Annotated in this window: 14 protein-coding genes, 1 pseudogene and 1 riboswitch; of the genes and pseudogenes, 5 read left to right on the forward strand and 10 right to left on the reverse strand. The window is 72.6% G+C overall.

Annotation, left to right across the window (positions count from 1 at the left end):
• Positions 1-129: 129 nt before the first annotated feature.
• The 3 genes from pgsA to AB0B85_RS19280 all read right to left on the reverse strand — a co-directional run bounded on the left by pgsA (position 130) and on the right by AB0B85_RS19280 (position 3,322).
• Entirely contained in the window at positions 130-720 is a 591-nt protein-coding gene (gene pgsA / locus AB0B85_RS19270) for a CDP-diacylglycerol--glycerol-3-phosphate 3-phosphatidyltransferase (protein ID WP_357409044.1), read from the reverse strand.
• A 65-nt stretch (positions 721-785) separates the two neighbouring features.
• Entirely contained in the window at positions 786-2,294 is a 1,509-nt protein-coding gene (gene rimO, locus AB0B85_RS19275; RefSeq protein WP_357409046.1) for a 30S ribosomal protein S12 methylthiotransferase RimO, read from the reverse strand.
• Between the two features lie 104 nt (positions 2,295-2,398).
• Positions 2,399-3,322 (reverse strand): ornithine cyclodeaminase family protein, encoded by a 924-nt coding sequence (locus tag AB0B85_RS19280; RefSeq protein WP_357409048.1) that lies wholly within the window; start codon positions 3,320-3,322, stop codon positions 2,399-2,401.
• 114 nt (positions 3,323-3,436) lie between these two features.
• Positions 3,437-3,501, forward strand: a riboswitch (guanidine-III (ykkC-III) riboswitch).
• 59 nt (positions 3,502-3,560) lie between these two features.
• Between AB0B85_RS19280 and AB0B85_RS19285 the strand changes: the two genes are divergently transcribed.
• Together AB0B85_RS19285 and AB0B85_RS19290 are read left to right on the forward strand one after the other, a co-directional pair.
• A complete protein-coding gene (locus AB0B85_RS19285; RefSeq protein ID WP_357409183.1) occupies positions 3,561-3,875 on the forward strand; it encodes an SMR family transporter in 315 nt (104 codons plus the stop codon).
• Positions 3,876-3,957: 82 nt separating this feature from the next.
• A complete protein-coding gene (locus tag AB0B85_RS19290; RefSeq protein WP_357409050.1) occupies positions 3,958-4,200 on the forward strand; it encodes a hypothetical protein in 243 nt (80 codons plus the stop codon).
• Positions 4,201-4,269: 69 nt separating this feature from the next.
• On the opposite strand, the gene AB0B85_RS19295 is transcribed toward AB0B85_RS19290, so the two are convergent.
• Complete coding sequence (locus AB0B85_RS19295) at positions 4,270-6,726, reverse strand: DNA translocase FtsK 4TM domain-containing protein (RefSeq protein WP_357409052.1); 2,457 nt, start codon at positions 6,724-6,726, stop codon at positions 4,270-4,272.
• Positions 6,727-6,839: 113 nt separating this feature from the next.
• Between AB0B85_RS19295 and AB0B85_RS19300 the strand changes: the two genes are divergently transcribed.
• Both AB0B85_RS19300 and AB0B85_RS19305 read left to right on the forward strand, forming a co-directional pair.
• The gene (locus AB0B85_RS19300) at positions 6,840-7,319 is read left to right on the forward strand and encodes a YbjN domain-containing protein (protein ID WP_357409054.1); all 480 of its coding nucleotides are present in this window, start codon (positions 6,840-6,842) and stop codon (positions 7,317-7,319) included.
• Positions 7,320-7,423: 104 nt separating this feature from the next.
• Complete coding sequence (locus AB0B85_RS19305; protein ID WP_357409185.1) at positions 7,424-9,022, forward strand: YbjN domain-containing protein; 1,599 nt, start codon at positions 7,424-7,426, stop codon at positions 9,020-9,022.
• A gap of 202 nt (positions 9,023-9,224) precedes the next feature.
• On the opposite strand, the gene AB0B85_RS19310 is transcribed toward AB0B85_RS19305, so the two are convergent.
• From AB0B85_RS19310 to AB0B85_RS19330, 5 genes and pseudogenes are all read right to left on the reverse strand, one after another.
• Positions 9,225-10,913, reverse strand: coding sequence for a ribonuclease J (locus tag AB0B85_RS19310; RefSeq protein ID WP_357409057.1), 1,689 nt, complete (start codon positions 10,911-10,913; stop codon positions 9,225-9,227).
• Between the two features lie 52 nt (positions 10,914-10,965).
• On the reverse strand, positions 10,966-11,892 hold the full coding sequence (gene dapA / locus AB0B85_RS19315; RefSeq protein WP_357409059.1) for a 4-hydroxy-tetrahydrodipicolinate synthase: 927 nt from the start codon (positions 11,890-11,892) through the stop codon (positions 10,966-10,968).
• Positions 11,893-11,939: 47 nt separating this feature from the next.
• A complete protein-coding gene (thyX, locus tag AB0B85_RS19320; RefSeq protein ID WP_357409187.1) occupies positions 11,940-12,680 on the reverse strand; it encodes an FAD-dependent thymidylate synthase in 741 nt (246 codons plus the stop codon).
• Between the two features lie 895 nt (positions 12,681-13,575).
• Positions 13,576-14,013: pseudogene (locus AB0B85_RS19325) on the reverse strand (DUF2752 domain-containing protein); the annotation flags it as partial.
• Positions 14,014-14,377: 364 nt separating this feature from the next.
• A complete protein-coding gene (locus tag AB0B85_RS19330; RefSeq protein ID WP_357409061.1) occupies positions 14,378-15,607 on the reverse strand; it encodes a crosslink repair DNA glycosylase YcaQ family protein in 1,230 nt (409 codons plus the stop codon).
• Between the two features lie 79 nt (positions 15,608-15,686).
• Between AB0B85_RS19330 and AB0B85_RS19335 the strand changes: the two genes are divergently transcribed.
• Complete coding sequence (locus AB0B85_RS19335; protein ID WP_357409063.1) at positions 15,687-16,238, forward strand: GNAT family N-acetyltransferase; 552 nt, start codon at positions 15,687-15,689, stop codon at positions 16,236-16,238.
• Here AB0B85_RS19335 and AB0B85_RS19340 read toward each other — a convergent pair.
• Complete coding sequence (locus AB0B85_RS19340; RefSeq protein WP_357409065.1) at positions 16,137-17,411, reverse strand: glycosyltransferase family 87 protein; 1,275 nt, start codon at positions 17,409-17,411, stop codon at positions 16,137-16,139. The two genes, AB0B85_RS19335 and AB0B85_RS19340, sit on opposite strands and share 102 nt — an antisense overlap.
• Positions 17,412-17,422: the final 11 nt, after the last annotated feature.

Genomic DNA, 17,422 nt, shown 5'->3' on the forward strand with positions numbered 1-17,422 from the left:
GAACCCGTCCTTCCCCACCCAACGGCCCCCAACCCTGCCCACCCGGTCGCGTCGATCATGAGGTTAGCCCCGCGACACGCCGCCCCGGTGCCGACTTCCCCATGGTCAAGGGCAGCGGACGGGGTGGGGTCAGCGGGGGCGGCGGAGGCGGAGTGCCTGGGCGATGTAGTCGAAGCCGGTGGCCACAGTGACCAGGACGGCGGCAGCCATGATCCACGGACCGACGGCGGCGAGGGCGGCGGGCATCGGCCAGAGATACCAGGCGATGGCCAGGATCTGCAGCGCGGTCTTGACCTTGCCGCCTCGACTGGCCGCGATCACGCCGTGCCGGATCACCCAGAACCGCAGCCCGGTGATGCCCAGCTCGCGGACCAGGATCAGCGCGGTCACCCACCAGGGCAGCCTGTCGTACCAGGAGAGCAACACCAGGGCGGCACCGGTGAGCGCCTTGTCGGCGATCGGGTCGGCCACCTTACCGACCGACGTCACCAGCCCGAACCGGCGCGCGATCCAGCCATCCACCAGGTCGGTCGCCGACGCCACCGCGAAGATCAGGCAGGCGGCCATCCGCCAGCCGGCGTGGGTCATCCCCGACATGATCACCGAGGCGGCGAAGACCGGCACCAGCGCGAGCCGCAGGGCGGTCAACGCGTTTGCCGCGTTGACGACGGGCACCACGGCGACCACCCGGGCCGGCGTCGACTCCGCCGCCCCGGTCACCGCCGCACTCCGTGGCGTTCCCGGCACCGCATTACTGGGCTCCCCCGCTCCGTCTGGGCCCACCGTCACCGTGCCGCGCCGGGCGTCGCCGAGATCATCTCATCCGGCACCGCCAGCAGGTCCACCCCTTCGGTGCCGGTCACCGTCGCGCGTACCAGGTCACCCGGGCGCAGCGCGGCGAGATCGACAGCACCCTCGGCCGGGGCGACCAGGGTGGTCGAACCATCCACCTCCGGCGCCTGGTGCGCCGCCCGACCCTCCACCACGCCGTCCGAGATCGAGTCGACGAGCACCTCGACTGTCGAGCCGAGCCGGTCCTCGGCCCGCTGCGAGCACAGCTCGTCGGCGAGCGCGCTCAACCGGTCGTAGCGCCGCTTGATCGTCGCGGCGGAGACCTTGCCGGGCAGGCCGGCGGCCTCGGTGCCGTCCTCGTCGCTGTAGTCGAACATCCCGATCGCGTCCAGCCGGGCCTCGGTCAGGAACCGGACCAGCTCATCGACATCGGCGCGGGTCTCGCCGGGGAAACCGACGATGAAGTTGCTCCGGGCACCCGCGTCCGGAGCCAACGCCCGGGCACCCGCGAGCAGCTCCAGGAACCGGTCGGTGGAGCCGAAACGCCGCATCCGGCGCAGCACCGGCTCGCTCGAGTGCTGGAACGACAGGTCGAAGTACGCGGCCACCCCAGGGGTGTTGGCGATCGCCTCGACCAGCCCGGGTCGGGTCTCCGCCGGCTGGAGGTAGCTCGCCCGCACCCGGACGATGCCGGTCACCGCGGCGAGCTGCGGCAGCAGCTTCTCCAACGCGCGGGGGTCGCCGAGGTCCTTGCCGTACGAGGTGGAGTTCTCACTCACCAGCACCAACTCCCGTACGCCGGTCTTGGCCAGCCACTCCGCCTCGGCGAGCAACTCGTCCGGCGTACGCGAGACGAACGCCCCGCGGAACGCGGGAATGGCACAGAACGCGCAGCGCCGGTCGCAGCCGCTCGCCAGCTTCAACGAGGCCACCGGGCCGGTGTCCAGCCGGCGGCGCAGCACCTGGCGCAGGTGCGCGGGGGTGTGCTCGTCGGTGTCGACGACGGTGCGGCTCACGGTGCCGTGACCGGGCAGCGACACGGCGCTGTCGCGCCGCTTCACCGGGGTCAGCGGCAGCAGCTCACGCCGGTCCCGAGGGGTGTGCGCGGTGATCTGCTCACCGGCGACCACCGCGTTCAGTCGGGCGGCGATGTCCGGATAGTCGTCGAAGCTCAGCACCGCCTGCGCCTCGGGCAGGCTGTCGGCCAGCTCCCGGCCGTACCGCTCGGCCATGCAGCCCGCCGCTACCACCTTGGCGCCGGTCCCGGCGGCGGCGAGCAGGGTCTGGATGGAATCCTGCTTGGCCTTCTCCACGAAGCCGCAGGTGTTGACGACCACCACGTCGGCGCCTTCGCCGTCGGTGGTCACCTGCCAGCCGTCGGCGTGCAGGCGCGCGGCCAGCTCCTCCGAGTCGACCTCGTTGCGGGCACAGCCCAGGGTGAGCAGGGCGACGCGACGGCCCTCGGCGTGGTCAGCGGGAGAAGGAGAGGTGGCAGACACCATCCGAGGGTACCGGGCCGTCCGGGTGAGCCCACGCACGCGGGGCTGCGGCGGTGGCCGGGCGGGCGGCTCGGCGCCCGATCGGTCACCCCGCCCTCCGCCGGCGCTCAGCGGGCCACGGCGCCCATCCGGGTCAACGCATCGAGCAGGAAGACCTCGGTGCCGGCCAGGCCGGTGGAGCAGAAGACCGAGAGCTGGTCCGCGGTGGTCCGGCCGGGGGCCGCGCCGGCCAGGATGGCGCCCAGGTCGGCCAACCGCCCGGCGTACGGGGGCGTGGCCGCGAGCATCGGCGGCTGGTAGTCCGCCGCCTGGGCCGGCGAATCGGTGACCAGCAGGTCGGCGGCGTCCAGCAGGTCGGTGCCGAACTCGCTGCGGTCACGCTGTTTGAAGCCGACCGCGTTGAGGTGCGTGCCGGGGCTGAGGTCGGCGGCGCAGAGCACCGGCGTCGGGCTGGTCGTGGCGAGCACCACGATGTCCCGCCCGGCCACTGCCGAGCCCGGGTCCGCCACCGTGCGGGCGGCCACGCCCAGCTCGGCGCGGACCCGCGCGGCGAAGGCGTCCCGCCGGGCGGCGGAGCGGCTGTGCACCACCACCTCGCGCAACGGGCGGACCGCGGCGGCGGCCCAGACCTGGGTCCACGCCTGCCGGCCGGAGCCGATCACGCCGAGGGTGGCCGCGTCCGGGCGGGCCAGGGCGTCGACCGCCAGGCCACCCAACCCTCCGGTACGCCGGGAACCCAGCTCCTCGCCCACCGCGACCGCCCGGACCGCCCCGGTGCCCGCGTCGTGCAGCACCACCACCTGCTCGCTCTGCGGGTAGCCGAAGGTGTCGTAGGAGCGGAAGCCGTACCACTCGCCGACCAGGTGCCCGGCGGTGAGCACCAGCCGCCCACCGCCGAGCGGGGCCGCGGCCCGGGGCGGAGCCACGAGTCGTCCCTCGTACGCGGCCAGCAGGGCGGCCCGCATGACGTCGACGGTGGTGGCCGCGTCCAGCGCGGCGGCGACCTCGGAGTCGGCATAGATCAGCGTCATGGTGGCCATCCTGCAAGTTAGAGTCAAGTGCAGGTCAATACGGGGTGGCGGGAGTCACTGCGTCATCGGCACCCGAGTCAGTCGGCACGCCGGCCGACCGGTGCTAGCGTCGGCGTCGGTGGCCTGCGGCCACCCCGGACGAGTGGTGGGCGTACCCGGTCAGGCCAAGACGCCCCGCGACGTGCAGACCCGACTCGTCCCGGCCCCGGCGGCCCGGGCACTCCCCCGTGAGGTACAGATGGCCTGGCTGGTGTTGGTGATCTCCGGACTGTTGGAGACGGCCTGGGCGGTCGCCCTGGACCGCAGCGCCGGCCTCAGCCGGCTGGTCCCGTCCCTGGTGTTCGCTGCGACGCTGGTGCTGAGCATGGCCGGCCTGGCGTACGCGCTGCGCGAGATCCCGGTCGGCACCGGTTACGCGGTCTGGGTCGGCATCGGCGCGGTCGGCACCGCGCTGGTCGGGATGCTTGCGCTCGGCGAGTCGGCGAGCCTGCCCCGGATCCTGTGCCTGCTGCTTGTGGTCGCCGGGGTGATCGGTCTGAAGATCTTCCACTGAGAAGCCACCCGGGCAGGCGTGGCCACCGCCCACAGTGGGTAGTGATCAATGCGTCACGACAGGCTCTCACCCGGAGGAAGACATGGCCGACCTGCCCAGCAACGCACGCCCCCGCGCCAACGCTGCCCGGATCCTCACCATCGTGGGCTTCGTCTTCGCAGTCCTCGCCCTGCTGCTTCCCCCGATCGTCTTCGGGGTGCTCGGCATCGTCGCCGGCATCGTCGGCGCGGTGCTCGGTGACAAGCCGCTCGGCTGGTACGCCGCGGCGGCCAGCCTGGTCGGCGCGATCCTCGGCACCGTCATCGCCGCCGCCGTGCTCAACTAACGCTTCCCCGGTCACGGGCCCGCCGGCTACCGGCGGGCCCGTCGCGCTTCCCGGGAGCGGTTTCGCCGGTCAGTCCACGTCGCCGCGCAGGCCGGCCAGGACCTCGTCCAGCTCGTCCGGCTTGACCAGCACGTCGCGCGCCTTCGACCCCTCGGACGGCCCGACCACACCCCGGGTCTCCATCAGGTCCATCAGTCGGCCCGCCTTCGCGAAACCGACACGCAGCTTGCGCTGGAGCATCGAGGTCGAGCCGAACTGCGAGGTGACCACCAACTCCACGGCCTGCACCAGCAGGTCGAGGTCGTCGCCGATGTCCTCGTCGATCTTCTTCTGGCTGTCCTTGGCGGGGGCCAGCACGTCCGGGCGGAACTCCGGCTCGCGCTGGTCCTTGCAGAACTTCACCACGTCGGCGATCTCGCGCTCGGTGACCCAGGCGCCCTGGATGCGGACCGGTTTGGAGGCGCCCATCGGCAGGAAGAGCCCGTCACCACGGCCGAGCAGCTTCTCCGCGCCGGGCTGGTCGAGGATGACCCGGGAGTCCGCGAGCGACGAGGTGGCGAACGCCAGCCGGGACGGCACGTTCGCCTTGATCAGACCGGTCACCACGTCGACCGAGGGACGTTGGGTGGCCAGCACCAGGTGGATGCCGGCGGCCCGGGCCAGCTGGGTGATCCGGACGACCGAATCCTCCACGTCGCGCGGGGCGACCATCATCAGGTCGGCCAGCTCGTCCACGATCACCAACAGGTACGGGTACGGGCGCATCTCCCGTTCGCTGCCCGGCGGGGCCTTGATCTCGCCGTTGCGGACCTTGCGGTTGAAGTCGTCGATGTGTCGGACCCCGTTGGCGGCGAGATCGTCGTAGCGCATGTCCATCTCGCGGACCACCCAGTCCAGCGAGTCGGCGGCCTTCTTGGCATTCGTCACGATCGGGGTGACCAGGTGCGGGATGCCCTCGTAGCCGGTCATCTCGACCCGCTTCGGGTCGATCAGCAGCAGCCGGACCTCGTCCGGGGTGGCCCGGGTGAGGATCGACACCAGCAGGGTGTTGAGGCAGCTCGACTTGCCCGCGCCGGTGGCTCCGGCGATCAGGATGTGCGGCATCTTCGCGAGGTTGGCCACCACGTAGCCGCCCTCGATGTCCTTGCCGAGCGCCACCACCATCGGGTGGTGGTCGCTCGTCGCCGCCCGTGAGCGCAGCACGTCGCCGAGCGCCACGTTCTCCGGGTCGGTGTTCGGGATCTCCACGCCGACCGCGCTCTTGCCCGGGATCGGGCTCAGGATCCGTACGTCCGGCGACTTCACCGCGTACGCGATGTTGCGGGACAGCTGGGTGATCCGCTCGACCTTCACGCCGTGACCCAACTCGACCTCGTACCGGGTGACAGTCGGGCCACGGGTGAAGCCGGTGACCGCGGCGTCCACGTCGAACTGGTCGAACACCCCCGTCAGCGCGGCGATCACCTCGTCGTTGGCCTTGCTGCGGGTCTTCGCGGCGGCCCCGGCGCTGAGCATGTTCGCCGGCGGCAGGGTGTAGTCACCGGCCAGCCCGGTCAACGCGAGCTGCTCGGCCCGGGTCGGCGCGGGCGAGTGCTCCGGCGGCTCGACCGGCGGCCGGCGGCTCGCCGGCACCTTCGCCGGCGACTTGCGCGGCAGCACCATGGTCTCCTGGAGGTCCGCGTCGTCCAGGTCCGCGAAGTCGTCCGGGTCCACCGGCGGCGGCATCCGCTTCGCCGGCCGCTTCCGCGTCCGCGGGGCGACCGGCTCGTCGGCTTCCTCGGTGGCCTCCGGCGCGGCGACCAGCCCGCCGGCCAACAGGCCCAGCCGCTCCGGGATCTTGTTGATCGGTGTCGCCGTCACCACGAGCAGACCGAAGAGCAGCAGCAGGACCAGCAGCGGCACCGCCACCCAGGCGGTGACCGCACGCTCCAGCAGCCCACCGATGCCCGCACCGACCAGCCCGCCCGCGAAGTCCCGCTGCAACGGGTTGTCCGGGGCCTGCCCGATGTGGAGCAACGCGGCGGTCGAGACGAGCAGCGAGCTCCAACCGATCAACCCGCGGCCCCGGTGCTCCGGGTCGGCCGGCTGACGCATCAACCGCCAAGCCCCGATCATCAACAGCACCGGTACGACCACCGAGATCGCGCCCAGGAACAACCGGATCGAGTCGGCCAGTCGCGCGCCCACCGGGCCTGCCCCGGACAGCCAGAGCGCCACGGCGGTGAGCAGTGCGAGCCCGAACATCAGCAGCCCGGCGCCGTCCCGGCGGTGCTCCGGGTCGAGGTCGCGGGCGGAGGCCGCCTGCCGACCGGCGGCCCGCACCGCCCAGCCCATCCCGTGTGCCACGCCCATCCACAGTGCGCCCACCGCGCGGCCCAGGTAGACGGCCGGGCCGGGCCGGGCCGGCGCCGTACGACGACGGACCGGCGCCCGGGTCTTCTTCGCCGGTTGACGGGCACGACTGTTGGTGCCACCGCGCGGCGACGCGCCGCGCCGCCGACTCGCCTGAGAGGTACGGCCCGCCATAGAGTCACGGTAACGGTGGGGCCGGGCAGATCCCCGCTTTTCCGGGTCGTGTCCGCGCGTCGCAACACTGGCCCCGCCGCCGGTCGTGATATCCGCCTCAGAAGGGATGCCCCATGGCGTCGCCGGAGTTCGAGGGCGATCCGGACGATGTGTTGGCCGGGCACCCGGGCGCGCTACGCCCACTGAGCGGCGAACTGGTCGCCGCTGTGCTCGCCGCCCGTGGCCGGCCCGTCGCCCTGAGCGTGGACGGCGAACTGGTGGGTCGCTTCGACGACAACACGATCTGGTTCCTGCGCCTCGGCGGGGACGGCGAGCTGCTCCAGGTCCGCACGATGGTCACGCCCACCTTCGGCATCGAGCAGGTGCCCGCACTGTACGCGTTCTGCAACTCGTGGAACCACGACCGGCTCTGGCCCAAGGCCTTCGTCCACGTCGACGACGGTGGTCGGGCCCGGGTCTACGGCGAGGTGGTCACCGACCTGGAACGCGGGGTGACCCCGCACCAGCTCGACCAGTTGCTCGACTGTGGCATCTCCACCGGCTGCCAACTCGCCGTGGCGGTCCGTCGACTGCCCGGCGCGGTGCCGTCGTGACCGGCCGGGACGAGTTCACCGCCGGTCGTACCGACCGGGCCGGCCGCCGCGTCGCACCGCCCGCCGGTCCCGTCGGCCGGCTCGACGGGGCCGCCCCGCCGGCCCTGGCGGTCGCGCTCGCCGACGCCCGGGACCTGCCCGACGGCCCGGCCCGGCAGGTGGCCCTGGAACGGCTCGCCGAACGCGCCGACGCCACCGGGGACGTCCGGTCCGGCGTGGACGCCCGGTTCGCGCTGATCGAGGCGTACCTGCTGCACGGGGAGCGGTGGCGCCTGGTCGAGCCGGTCCGGCGGTGCCGGGCCGCCGCCGACCACCGGCCCGAACTGCTCACCGACGTCGAGACCGGGCTGCTGCTGCGCTACCAGCGGTACGCGGTGGAGGCGCTGCTCGGCACCCCGCGGGTCGGGCTGGACCAGACCCGCGCCCTGCTGCACGACCTGGCCCACCGGGTCGGCGCGGCCGGTCCGGACGCGCCCACCGTCGCGGAGCTGCACTGTCGGATCGCCGACCACCTGGGCGACGAACCCACCGCCCGGCACTGGTACGAGCGGTGGTCCGCCCGGCCGCCCGGTCCGGCCGGCGGCTGCCCCGGTTGCGCCCCGGCCCGGCGCGCGGAACTGCTGGCCGGCTGGGGCGAGTGGCGAGCCGCGCTGGACGAGCTGGCGGAGACCGACGATGCCCCGGCGGCCTGCACCGACCAGCCCGAACGGAACCTGGTCGCCAGCCTGCTGCCCGCTCTGCGGGTCGGCGAGCAACAGCGGGCCGCGGCGGCACACGTGCGGGCGTACCGCCGGCACCGGCACGAACCCGCCGCGTTCGCGCACCTCGCCGCGCATCTGCGGTTCTGCGCCCTGGGCGGGCACCTGGAACGCGGGCTGACCATCCTGGCCGAGCAACTGCCCCGGTTGGATCGGCCCACAGACGATTTCGCCGCCATGGAGTTCGCCGCTGCCGGGGCGCTGGTCTGCGGTCTCGCCGTGGCGGCCGGGTTGGGCGGGCGCACGATGCCACGCCCGGCGTACGGCGAGCGGCCCGCCACCGAACCGGACGTGGCAGCCCTCGGCGGGCTGCTGCTCGCCGTGGCAAACGAGCTGGCCGGCAGCTTCGACGCCCGCAACGGCACGGGCCACCACTCGGGACGGATGGCGGCCTGGCTCGCCGAGCGACCGCTCACGGCACCGGTCGCGCTACCCGTCGACGACGAGCCGGACGGGTCCGCCAAGCCCGACGCCGCCGGGTCCGACGCCGGCGAGCCCGACGCCGGCGGGTCCGACGGGCGGATCGGGTCGGGCGGGCGGGAGCTGATGGCGCTGACGCTCGACCTGATCACCGCGGCCCTTGACCGGCGCGGCGACGGGTACCTGGTCGAGGAGGGCGAGCGGGTCGTCGGCCGGTGGGATGGCGTGGTGGTCGAGTTCCAACGGGCCGGTGAACGCCGTGCGGTGCTGCACGCCCGGGCCATGGCCGCCCGCCGGCTGCCGGCGACCCGACGCGCCGAGGCGTACGCCTTCTGCAACGCCTGGAACCACGACCGGTTGCTACCCAAGGCGTACGTGCACGACCTCGGCGGGGAGTTGGTGCTGGCCGGGGACGTCGCCACCGACCTGAGCCACGGTGTGGCCCCGGCGCAGCTGACAGTGCTCGTGGACGCCGCCATCGCCACCGGGGTCGCCTACGCCGAGGCGGTCGCCGCGCTCCCCTGAGTCACGACCCTCGTCAATGGTTGGGCGCGGCGCGCGATTGTGCGACATCCGACAGCGCGCAACCGGAAGGGCCCCGCAGCGGTGCTACCAGCATCAGTAACCGCACGCCCGGGAGTCCGGCACTGAGCCGAACCGCCCGGGATGGGCCGGGCCGGCCACCGACAACCACGGGGGATGTCGGCGACCGGCCCGGTCACACAGGTCAGACTTCGACGACGGTCGGCACGATCATCGGGCGACGACGGTACTTGTCGTTCACCCACCGCCCCACGGTCCGGCGGACGATCTGCTGGAGCTGGTGCGGGTCGGTGACGCCGTCCGCCGCGGCCCGGTTCAACGCCTCGGTGACCAGCGGGACCACCGGGTTGAACGCCTCCGGGTCTTCGGAGAAGCCCTTCGCGGACAGCGTCGGGCCGGCGACCACCTTGCCGGTGACCGAGTCCACGACCACCGTGGTGGCGATGAAGCCCCCGTCACCGAGGATCCGCCGCTCGGTGAGCAGCGACTCGCTGACGTCACCGACGGCGAGGCCGTCCACGTAGACGTACCGGCTCTTCACCCGCCCGACCAGGCTGGCGCGGCCCTCGACCAGGTCGACCACGTCGCCGTCCTCGCAGATCACCACCCGGTCGGCGGCGACCCCGGACTCGATGCCGAGCCGGGCGTGGGCGCGCAGATGACGCCACTCACCGTGCACCGGCATCAGGTTGCTGGGCCGGACCACGTTGAGCAGGTAGAGCAGTTCCCCGGCGGGGGCGTGCCCGGAGACGTGCACCTTAGCCACGTCCTTGTGGACGACCACCGCGCCGGCGCGGGCGAGCCGGTTGATCACCCGGTAGACCGAGGTCTCGTTGCCGGGCACCAGCGAGGAGGCCAGCACCACGGTGTCGCCGGGGGCGATGGTGATGTGCCGGTGGTCGCCGCTGGCCATCCGGCCCAGCGCGCTCATCGGCTCGCCCTGGGAACCGGTGGACATCAGGACGATCTCGTCCGGCGGCAGCGTGGTCGCCTCGTCGATGCTGATGACCAGGCCGTTCGGGATGTTGAGCAGACCCAGGTCCCGCGCGATGCCCATGTTGCGGACCATGGACCTGCCGATCAGCGCGACCTTACGGCCGTGCTCCGCGGCGGAGTCGAAGACCTGCTGCACGCGGTGCACGTGTGAGGCGAACGACGCCACGATGATGCGACCCTTGGCCTTCGCGAAGATCGAGTCGAGCACCGGCCCGATCTCCCGCTCCGGGGTGACGAAGCCGGGGATCTCCGCGTTCGTGGAGTCGGACAACAACAGGTCGACGCCCTCGGCGCCGAGCCGGGCGAAGCCGGCCAGGTCGGTGATCCGACCGTCCAGCGGCAGCTGGTCCATCTTGAAGTCGCCGGTGTGCAGCACCAGGCCGGCGGGGGTGCGGATGGCCACCGCGAGGGCGTCCGGGATCGAGTGGTTGACAGCGAAGAACTCACACTCGAACGGGCCGAGCCGCTCCCGGCCGCCCTCCCGCACGGTGAGCGTGTACGGCTGGATCCGCCGCTCGGCCAACTTGGCCTCGACCAGCGCGAGGGTGAACTGTGAGCCGACCAGCGGGATGTCGGGTTTGTGGGCGAGCAGGTACGGCACCGCGCCGATGTGGTCCTCGTGGCCGTGGGTCAGCACGATGGCCTGGACGTCGGCGAGCCGGTCCAGGATCGGACCGAAGTCGGGCAGGATCAGATCCACGCCCGGTTGCTCGACGTCGGGGAAGAGCACCCCGCAGTCGACGATCAGCAACTTGCCGTCGTACTCGAAGACGGTCATGTTCCGACCGATGGCGCCGAGCCCGCCGAGCGGGATGATCCGCAGGCCGCCTTCCGGCAGCGGCGGGGGTAGCTCCGCCTCGATGTGCGCCTCGGTCACGCGTCCACCTCATTCTGCGACGCCGTTACTCGGCGCCCATCGTGTCGTTCGTTCATTCGGGCAGCTCCAGGCCCGCTGCCGCGAAGTCCGCGCGCAGCTGGGCGATCTCGTCGGTGGTGGCGTCCACGAGCGGGGGGCGCACCGGGCCGGCCGGCAGGCCCAGCGATGCCAGGCCCGCCTTCACCAGGATGGCTCCCTGGGTGCGGAAGATGCCGGTGAAAAGTGGCAGCAGCCGGCGGTGCAGGGCAAGCGCGGCCGGCATGTCCCCCGCGTCGTACGCCTCGATCATCTGCGCGGTCAGTGCCCCGGTGAAGTGCGTCGAGGTACCGACCACGCCCACGCTGCCAACGGCCAGCGCCGGCAGGGTGAGGGCGTCCTCGCCGCAGTAGAAGGCGAGGCCGGTCCGGCTGGTCACCCAGCCGGTGGCGATCAGGTCGCTCTTGGCGTCCTTGACCGCGACGATGCGGCCGTGCTCGGCGAGCCGGACCAGCGTCTCGGTGTCGATCGGCACGCCGGAGCGGTGTGGGATGTCGTACAGCATCACCGGGAGGCCGCTGGCGTCCGCGACGGCGGTGAAGTGTCGCAGCAACCCGCTCTGCGGCGGCTTGTTGTAGTACGGGGTGACCACCAGCAAGCCGTGTGCACCGGCCTTCTCGGCGGCGGCGGCCAACTCGATGGTGTGCCGGGTGTCGTTGGTGCCGACCCCGGCGACCACCTTGGCCCGGTCCCCGACGGCCTCCACCACGGCCCGGATCAGTTGTTCCTTCTCCGCTTCGGTGGTGGTCGGCGACTCGCCGGTGGTGCCGTTGACCACCAGCGCGTCGTTGCCCTGCTCGTCTACCAGGTGGCTGGCCAGCCGGGCGGCACCGTCCAGGTCGAGCGAGCCGTCGGGGGTGAACGGGCTCACCATGGCGGTGAGCAGCCGGCCGAAGGGCCGGGACACCGGTCGGGCGGCGGCGTCGAGGTGGTCGTGCGTCATACCCTCCAACCTAGCGGACGACCAGCCGGGGCCCGCCAGGGAAGGGCTCAGGACGCCTCGTGCGGGCTGGCGGCCACCTCGGTGCCGTCCGGCAGCGTGGAGATCGCGAAGTCGGCGAACACGTTCGGGGCGACGCCCTGCAGCTGGCGCAGGCACTCCACGGCCAGCTCGCGGATCTCCACATCGGCGTGCTCGGTGGCCCGCATCGCGATGAAGTGCCGCCAGGCCCGGTAGTTGCCGCTGACCACGATCCGGGTCTCGGTGGCGTTGGGCAGCACCGCCCGAGCGGCCTGCCGGGCCTGCTTGCGGCGCAGCGTCGGGTTCGGCTCGTCGGAGAAGCGCTGTTCGAGGCCCTCCAGCAACTCGGTGTACGCCTGAACGCTCGCCTCGGCGGCGGCCACGAACTTCTTGTGCAGCTCCGGGTCGTCGGCGATGACCGCCGGTTCGACCATTGCCGCGTCCCGTTCCGGTACGTAGCGCTGGGACAACTGGGAGTACGAGAAGTGCCGGTGCCGGATCAGCTCGTGGGTGAAGGAGCGGGACACCCCGGTGAAGTAGAAGGTGACCGAGCCGTGCTCCAGCACCGACAGGTGACCGACATCCAGGATGTGCGCCAGGTAGCCGGCGTTGGTGGCGGTGGCCGGGTTCGGCTTCTTCCAGGACTGGTAACAGGCCCGGCCGGCGAACTCGGCAAGCGCCTGGCCACCCTCCGCATCGGTCGACCACGGCACATCGTCCGGGGCCGCGAACTGGGTCCACGCGATCAACTTGACCTGGGGCTGCACCATCTCCGGCATTCCTGGGACTGTAGTGGCGAGGCCCCTCCCGGCCCAACTCAGGCACGCCTCCTGCAATGTCGATCACTCGGTCAGCGATGGAAGCCGACGACGCCCTGGGCGAGGGGCGGGTCCGCGCATCGTCGCCGAGGCCGGGGGCGGACGCCTCCAACGGGTCCTTTGGAGCTGAATCGTCTGCGACATCAGCCCCGCGGACGAACCACCAAGCCGACAAGCGCCACCCAAGCGCCCGACCGACAAGCGCCGCCCAAGCGCCCGACTGCCCCGTCAGCCGCCGCCATCCGCAAGATCGGTAACAACATCCTGGATGTAGTGGCCTCCGGCGCACCTGACCCCACCACATCCGGAATCGAGCACGATCTTGGGACAGGATCGGCCGCCGCCGTGCGCCGAGGGCGCGAGTGTGCAGCGAGGGCGCGACTGTGCAGCGAGGGCGCGAGTGTGCGGCGAGGCCGAGCCGTGCCACAGTGCCGAGCCAGGGCCGGACATAACCGGGTGATCGACTCGGGTTTCCGGAAGTCGGGGTGTCCGGGGCGAGTGGATCGCCCGGTTTCCTGAATATCGAGTCGATCACGGGGGCGCGGCAGGAGAGCGCGGGAGGAGGCAGGAGGCGGAGGCGGAGGCGGAGGGCGGGAGGCGGCGGAGGGCGGGAGGCGGAGACGGCGGAGGGCGGGAGGCGGAGGCGGCGGAGGCGGAGGGCGGGAGGCGGAGGCGGCGGAGGCGGAGGGCGGGAGGCGGAGGCGGAGGCGGAGGGCGGGAGGAGGGCGCGGGAGGCGGAGGCGGCGGCACGTGATGTCGTAAACGAGTCAGGTCCAAAGGACGTCCGCACAGGGCATGCCGGTCGAGCGCCGGATCGACGGAGCGGCGCGGCGAGCAGCGGGGGCGCTCAGACGTAGAGCGAGGTGAACGGCGCCCAGGGCAGGTTACGCAGCACCGAGAAGGCCAGCCAGGCGCCCATGAACCCGACGATGACCTTCGAGCTGAGCCGCAGCTCGGGCAGTCGCCACCCGAACGCCTGGTTTCCCGCCCAGGCCACGAAGAGGTACGCGAGGAAGGGCAGGGCGAAGACGAACAGGAAGTGGTGCCGGGCGGCGGCCGGCAGGTCGGCGTGCAGCACGTACCAGAGTGCGCGGGTGCCGCCGCAGCCCGGGCAGTCCAGCCCGGTGGTCAGCTTGAGCAGACAGGTGGGCGCGGCGTCCGGGGCGGCGTGGGCCGGGTTGCTGAGCAGCGCGTAGCCCATGCCGACGCCGACACAGCCGAGTGCGGCAAGCGGCGCCGCCCAGCGCGGTGAACGCGCGTGGAGGCGCAGCACGAACCGGGTGAGGACGTCCGCCGGCACCTCCCGCCGGTATTGCGTGAAGCGGTCCGACTCGTGCGCCGGGTAGCCACCCGGCGGGGACGCCGACCAAGCACCCGGACCGACACCAACCGGGCCGGCCCCAACCGGACCGACACCACCCGGACCGACACCAACCGGACCGGCCCCAACAGAAGCGGCGCCACCCGGACCAGCACCACCCGGACCGACACCAACCGAAGCGGCGCCACCCGGATCGGCGCCAACAAAACCAGCGCCAACCGGATCGGCTCCGACGGAAGCGGCGGCGCCGGGGTCAGCCGGCACGGTGTGCAGCGCCCCGGGGGCGGGCTGCGGCATGTCTAGCGGTCCGGGAGCGCTCGTCACGCTCTCACGCTACACCGGACACGCCGGCCAGGGCGGCGGTGAGCGGGCCGGCCAGGTCGCCGGCCAGCGGCGGCGCCACCGCGTCAAGGCCGAGCCAGCCAGCGAGTCGGTACAGCTCGGCGGCGAGCGCCACAGCGGTCTCCCCCGGGTCGGCGCCGGGCTCGACCCACGCGGCCGGCACCAGCAGCACCCCGGCCTTGCGGTCGGCCTTCAGGTCGACCCGGGCGGTGAACCGGTCGCCCTGCAGGAAGGGCAGCACGTAGTAGCCGTAGACCCGCTGGGGCGCCGGGACGTAGATCTCGATCCGGTAGCTGAAGTCGAACAGCCGCTCGGTGCGGGCCCGTTCCCAGACCAGCGGGTCGAACGGGCTGACCAGGGTGTTGGCCCGGATCCACCGGGGCAGCCGGGCGGACGCGTGCAGCCAGGCCGGCTGACGCCAGCCCGCCACGGTGACCGGCACCAGCTCACCGGCCTCGGCCAGCTCGGCGACGGCCTGTCGGGCACCGGCCAGCGGCAGCCGGAAGTAGTCGCGCAGTTCCGGCTCGGCGGCCACCCCGAGCGACCGCGCGGCAAGAGCGACCAGCGTGCGGTACGCCTCGGCGTCGGTCGGGGTGGGCGCGGCCAGCACCGCTGCGGGCAGCACCCGCTCGGGTAGGTCGTAGCGGCGGGCGAAGGAGGTGGTGCGTTCCGCGGCGGTCACCTCGCCGGCCCAGAAGAGGAACTCCAATGCCCGCTTGACCGCCGACCAGTTCCATCCCCAGTTGCCGGTCTCCCGAGGCGCGTCGTGCTCGATCTCGGCAGCGGTCAGCGGGCCGCAGGCAGCCACCTCGTCCCGCACCCAGGCGACCAACTCCGGCTGCTCCTGGGCGATCCGCCGCATGCCGCCCCAGGATTCGCTGTGCGCGCGTTCCATCCGCCAGCGCAGCACCGGGTGCAGCTCGACCGGCACCAGCGACGCCTCGTGGCCCCAGTATTCGAACAGCTCGCGCGGACGGCGGTAGGCGGCCTGGTCGAGCAGCGTGGTCGGGTAGGGCCCGAGCCGGCTGTAGAGCGGCAGGTAGTGCGCGCGTTGCAGCACGTTTACCGAGTCCATCTGGATCAACCCGACCCGGTCGAGCACCCGGCGCAGGTGCCGGCGGGTGGGCACGCCGGCAGGCGCCGGGTCGGCGAAGCCCTGGGCGGCGAGTGCCACGCGGCGGGCCTGGGCGAGCGAGAGTGATTCCGGTGCGGTCATCGTCGGCGACCCTAATTCATCGGTACGACGCCGGTGCGGGAAGCTGGACGTGAGGACCAACGGGGCATAGAACGGTGCAATGCTGACCATCCGTCGGGAGGAGCCGGACGACGCCGAGGCGGTCGCCCGGGTGCACGTGCACGGCTGGCAGGCGGGCTACGCCGGCTTCATGCCAGCCGAGGTGCTGGGGCGGCTGAACGTGGCGGCCTGGGCGCAGCGCCGCCGGGACATCGGCACCGCCGACCCGGAACATCCGTTCACCACGCTCCTCGGCGAGGTGGACGGGCTGGTCGTCGGCTTCACCACCTTCGGGCCGTACCGCCGCAACCAGGACCGGGACGACCTGGACCCGACGGTCGGTGAGGTGGTGGCGCTGTACGTGGAGCCCGTGTACTGGGGGGACGGGAGCGCAGCCGCGCTCCTGGCCGCCGCTCGGACCGGGCTCGCCGAGCGGGGCTGGGGTGACTACCGGGCGTGGGTACTGGCGGACAACCGGCGGGCCCGCCGGTTCTGCGAGCGCGCCGGCCTGTCAGCGGACGGTGAGCGGTCGACCTACCAGGTGCCGCTGGCCGGTGGGAGTCCGCCGGTCGGGCTGGTCGAGCTGCGGTACGCCGGACGCCTCGACGGCTGACCCGTTCGAGGTCAGCCAGCGGCGGATCGGCAGGAAGGCCAGCAGCGCCAGGCTGATCCACACGTAGGCGTTGCTGCCCAGGAAGCCGTCCAACCCGGTGAAGTCCTTCTCCCAGAACCAGACGGTGCGGCTGATCAGCAGCGCGTACCCGATGGTCGCGGCGACAAGCAGGACCCGCCGGCGGCGGCCGGCCGGCGCGGCCATCGCGTTGTCGACAAGCAGGATCAGCGCGGGCAGCAGCCAGACCAGGTGGTGCACCCAGGTGACCGGGCTGACCAGGCACATCACCGCGCCGGTGAACGCCAGGCCGGTGGCCTCGTCACCGGCCTGGACGGCGGCCCGGGACCGCCAGGCCCAGAGTGCCAGGGTGCCGAGCACCAGCAGCAGCCACAGCAGTGTGCTCGGGTGCTGCGGGTCGAGTCGGGCGACCACCCCGCGCAGCGACTGGTTGGAGACGAAGGCCAGCTCACCCACCCGACCGGTGTTCCACAGCGCCTCCGTCCAGAACTCCCGGGACGCGTCCGGGAAGAGCGCACCAGCCAGCAACGACACCCCGGCGGCGGTGCCGGAGGCGGTGAGCGCCGCCCGCCAACGCCCGGTCACCAGCAGGTAGACGATGAAGACACCGGGTGTCAGTTTGATCGCGGTGGCGAGCCCGATGCCCACCCCGGCCCACCTGTTGCCGGCCGGCAGCAGGCGCAGCAGATCCACCGCCACCAGGAAGAGCAGCAGCGTGTTGACCTGACCGAAGTTGACGGTCTCGCGCATCGGTTCGAACGCGGCGGCCAGGCAGAGCGCCACCGCGAGGGCGAACCACCGGGTCCAGCCGGCGCGGCGGGCGATCGGGTCGACAAGCCACCAGATGAGCACCGTGGTGCTGACCACGCTGGCGAGCACACTCACCACGATCGCGGCCGACCACGGCAGGTACGCCATCGGCAGCATGACCAGCGCGGCGAACGGCGGATAGGTGAAGCCGTACTGGGTGCCGGGCTTGAGGTAGTCGTAGATCTCGCCGCCGTCGTGCACCCACCAGGTCAACGCACCGTAGTAGACCTTCAGGTCGAAGAAGCCGTGCCGCACGGCGGCGACGGCGAGGAACGCGGCGACCGCCGCGGCGAGCACCACCACCCCGACGACCTGCGCGGTCGTCCTCCTGGCACCCTGCACCACCGTCGCCTCCC

The organism is Micromonospora sp. NPDC049044 (genome assembly GCF_040649215.1).
Lineage (GTDB): Bacteria > Actinomycetota > Actinomycetes > Mycobacteriales > Micromonosporaceae > Micromonospora.

Excerpts from the sequence above, each read along its gene's own strand:
- rimO (WP_357409046.1), bottom strand. The coding sequence starts at position 2,294 with ATGGTGTCTGCCACCTCTCCTTCTCCCGCTGACCACGCCGAGGGCCGT.
- AB0B85_RS19280 (WP_357409048.1), bottom strand. The coding sequence starts at position 3,322 with ATGACGCTGATCTATGCCGACTCCGAGGTCGCCGCCGCGCTGGACGCG.
- AB0B85_RS19285 (WP_357409183.1), top strand. The coding sequence starts at position 3,561 with ATGGCCTGGCTGGTGTTGGTGATCTCCGGACTGTTGGAGACGGCCTGG.
- AB0B85_RS19290 (WP_357409050.1), top strand. The coding sequence starts at position 3,958 with ATGGCCGACCTGCCCAGCAACGCACGCCCCCGCGCCAACGCTGCCCGG.
- AB0B85_RS19295 (WP_357409052.1), bottom strand. The coding sequence starts at position 6,726 with ATGGCGGGCCGTACCTCTCAGGCGAGTCGGCGGCGCGGCGCGTCGCCG.
- AB0B85_RS19300 (WP_357409054.1), top strand. The coding sequence starts at position 6,840 with ATGGCGTCGCCGGAGTTCGAGGGCGATCCGGACGATGTGTTGGCCGGG.
- dapA (WP_357409059.1), bottom strand. The coding sequence starts at position 11,892 with ATGACGCACGACCACCTCGACGCCGCCGCCCGACCGGTGTCCCGGCCC.
- thyX (WP_357409187.1), bottom strand. The coding sequence starts at position 12,680 with ATGGTGCAGCCCCAGGTCAAGTTGATCGCGTGGACCCAGTTCGCGGCC.
- AB0B85_RS19330 (WP_357409061.1), bottom strand. The coding sequence starts at position 15,607 with ATGACCGCACCGGAATCACTCTCGCTCGCCCAGGCCCGCCGCGTGGCA.
- AB0B85_RS19335 (WP_357409063.1), top strand. The coding sequence starts at position 15,687 with ATGCTGACCATCCGTCGGGAGGAGCCGGACGACGCCGAGGCGGTCGCC.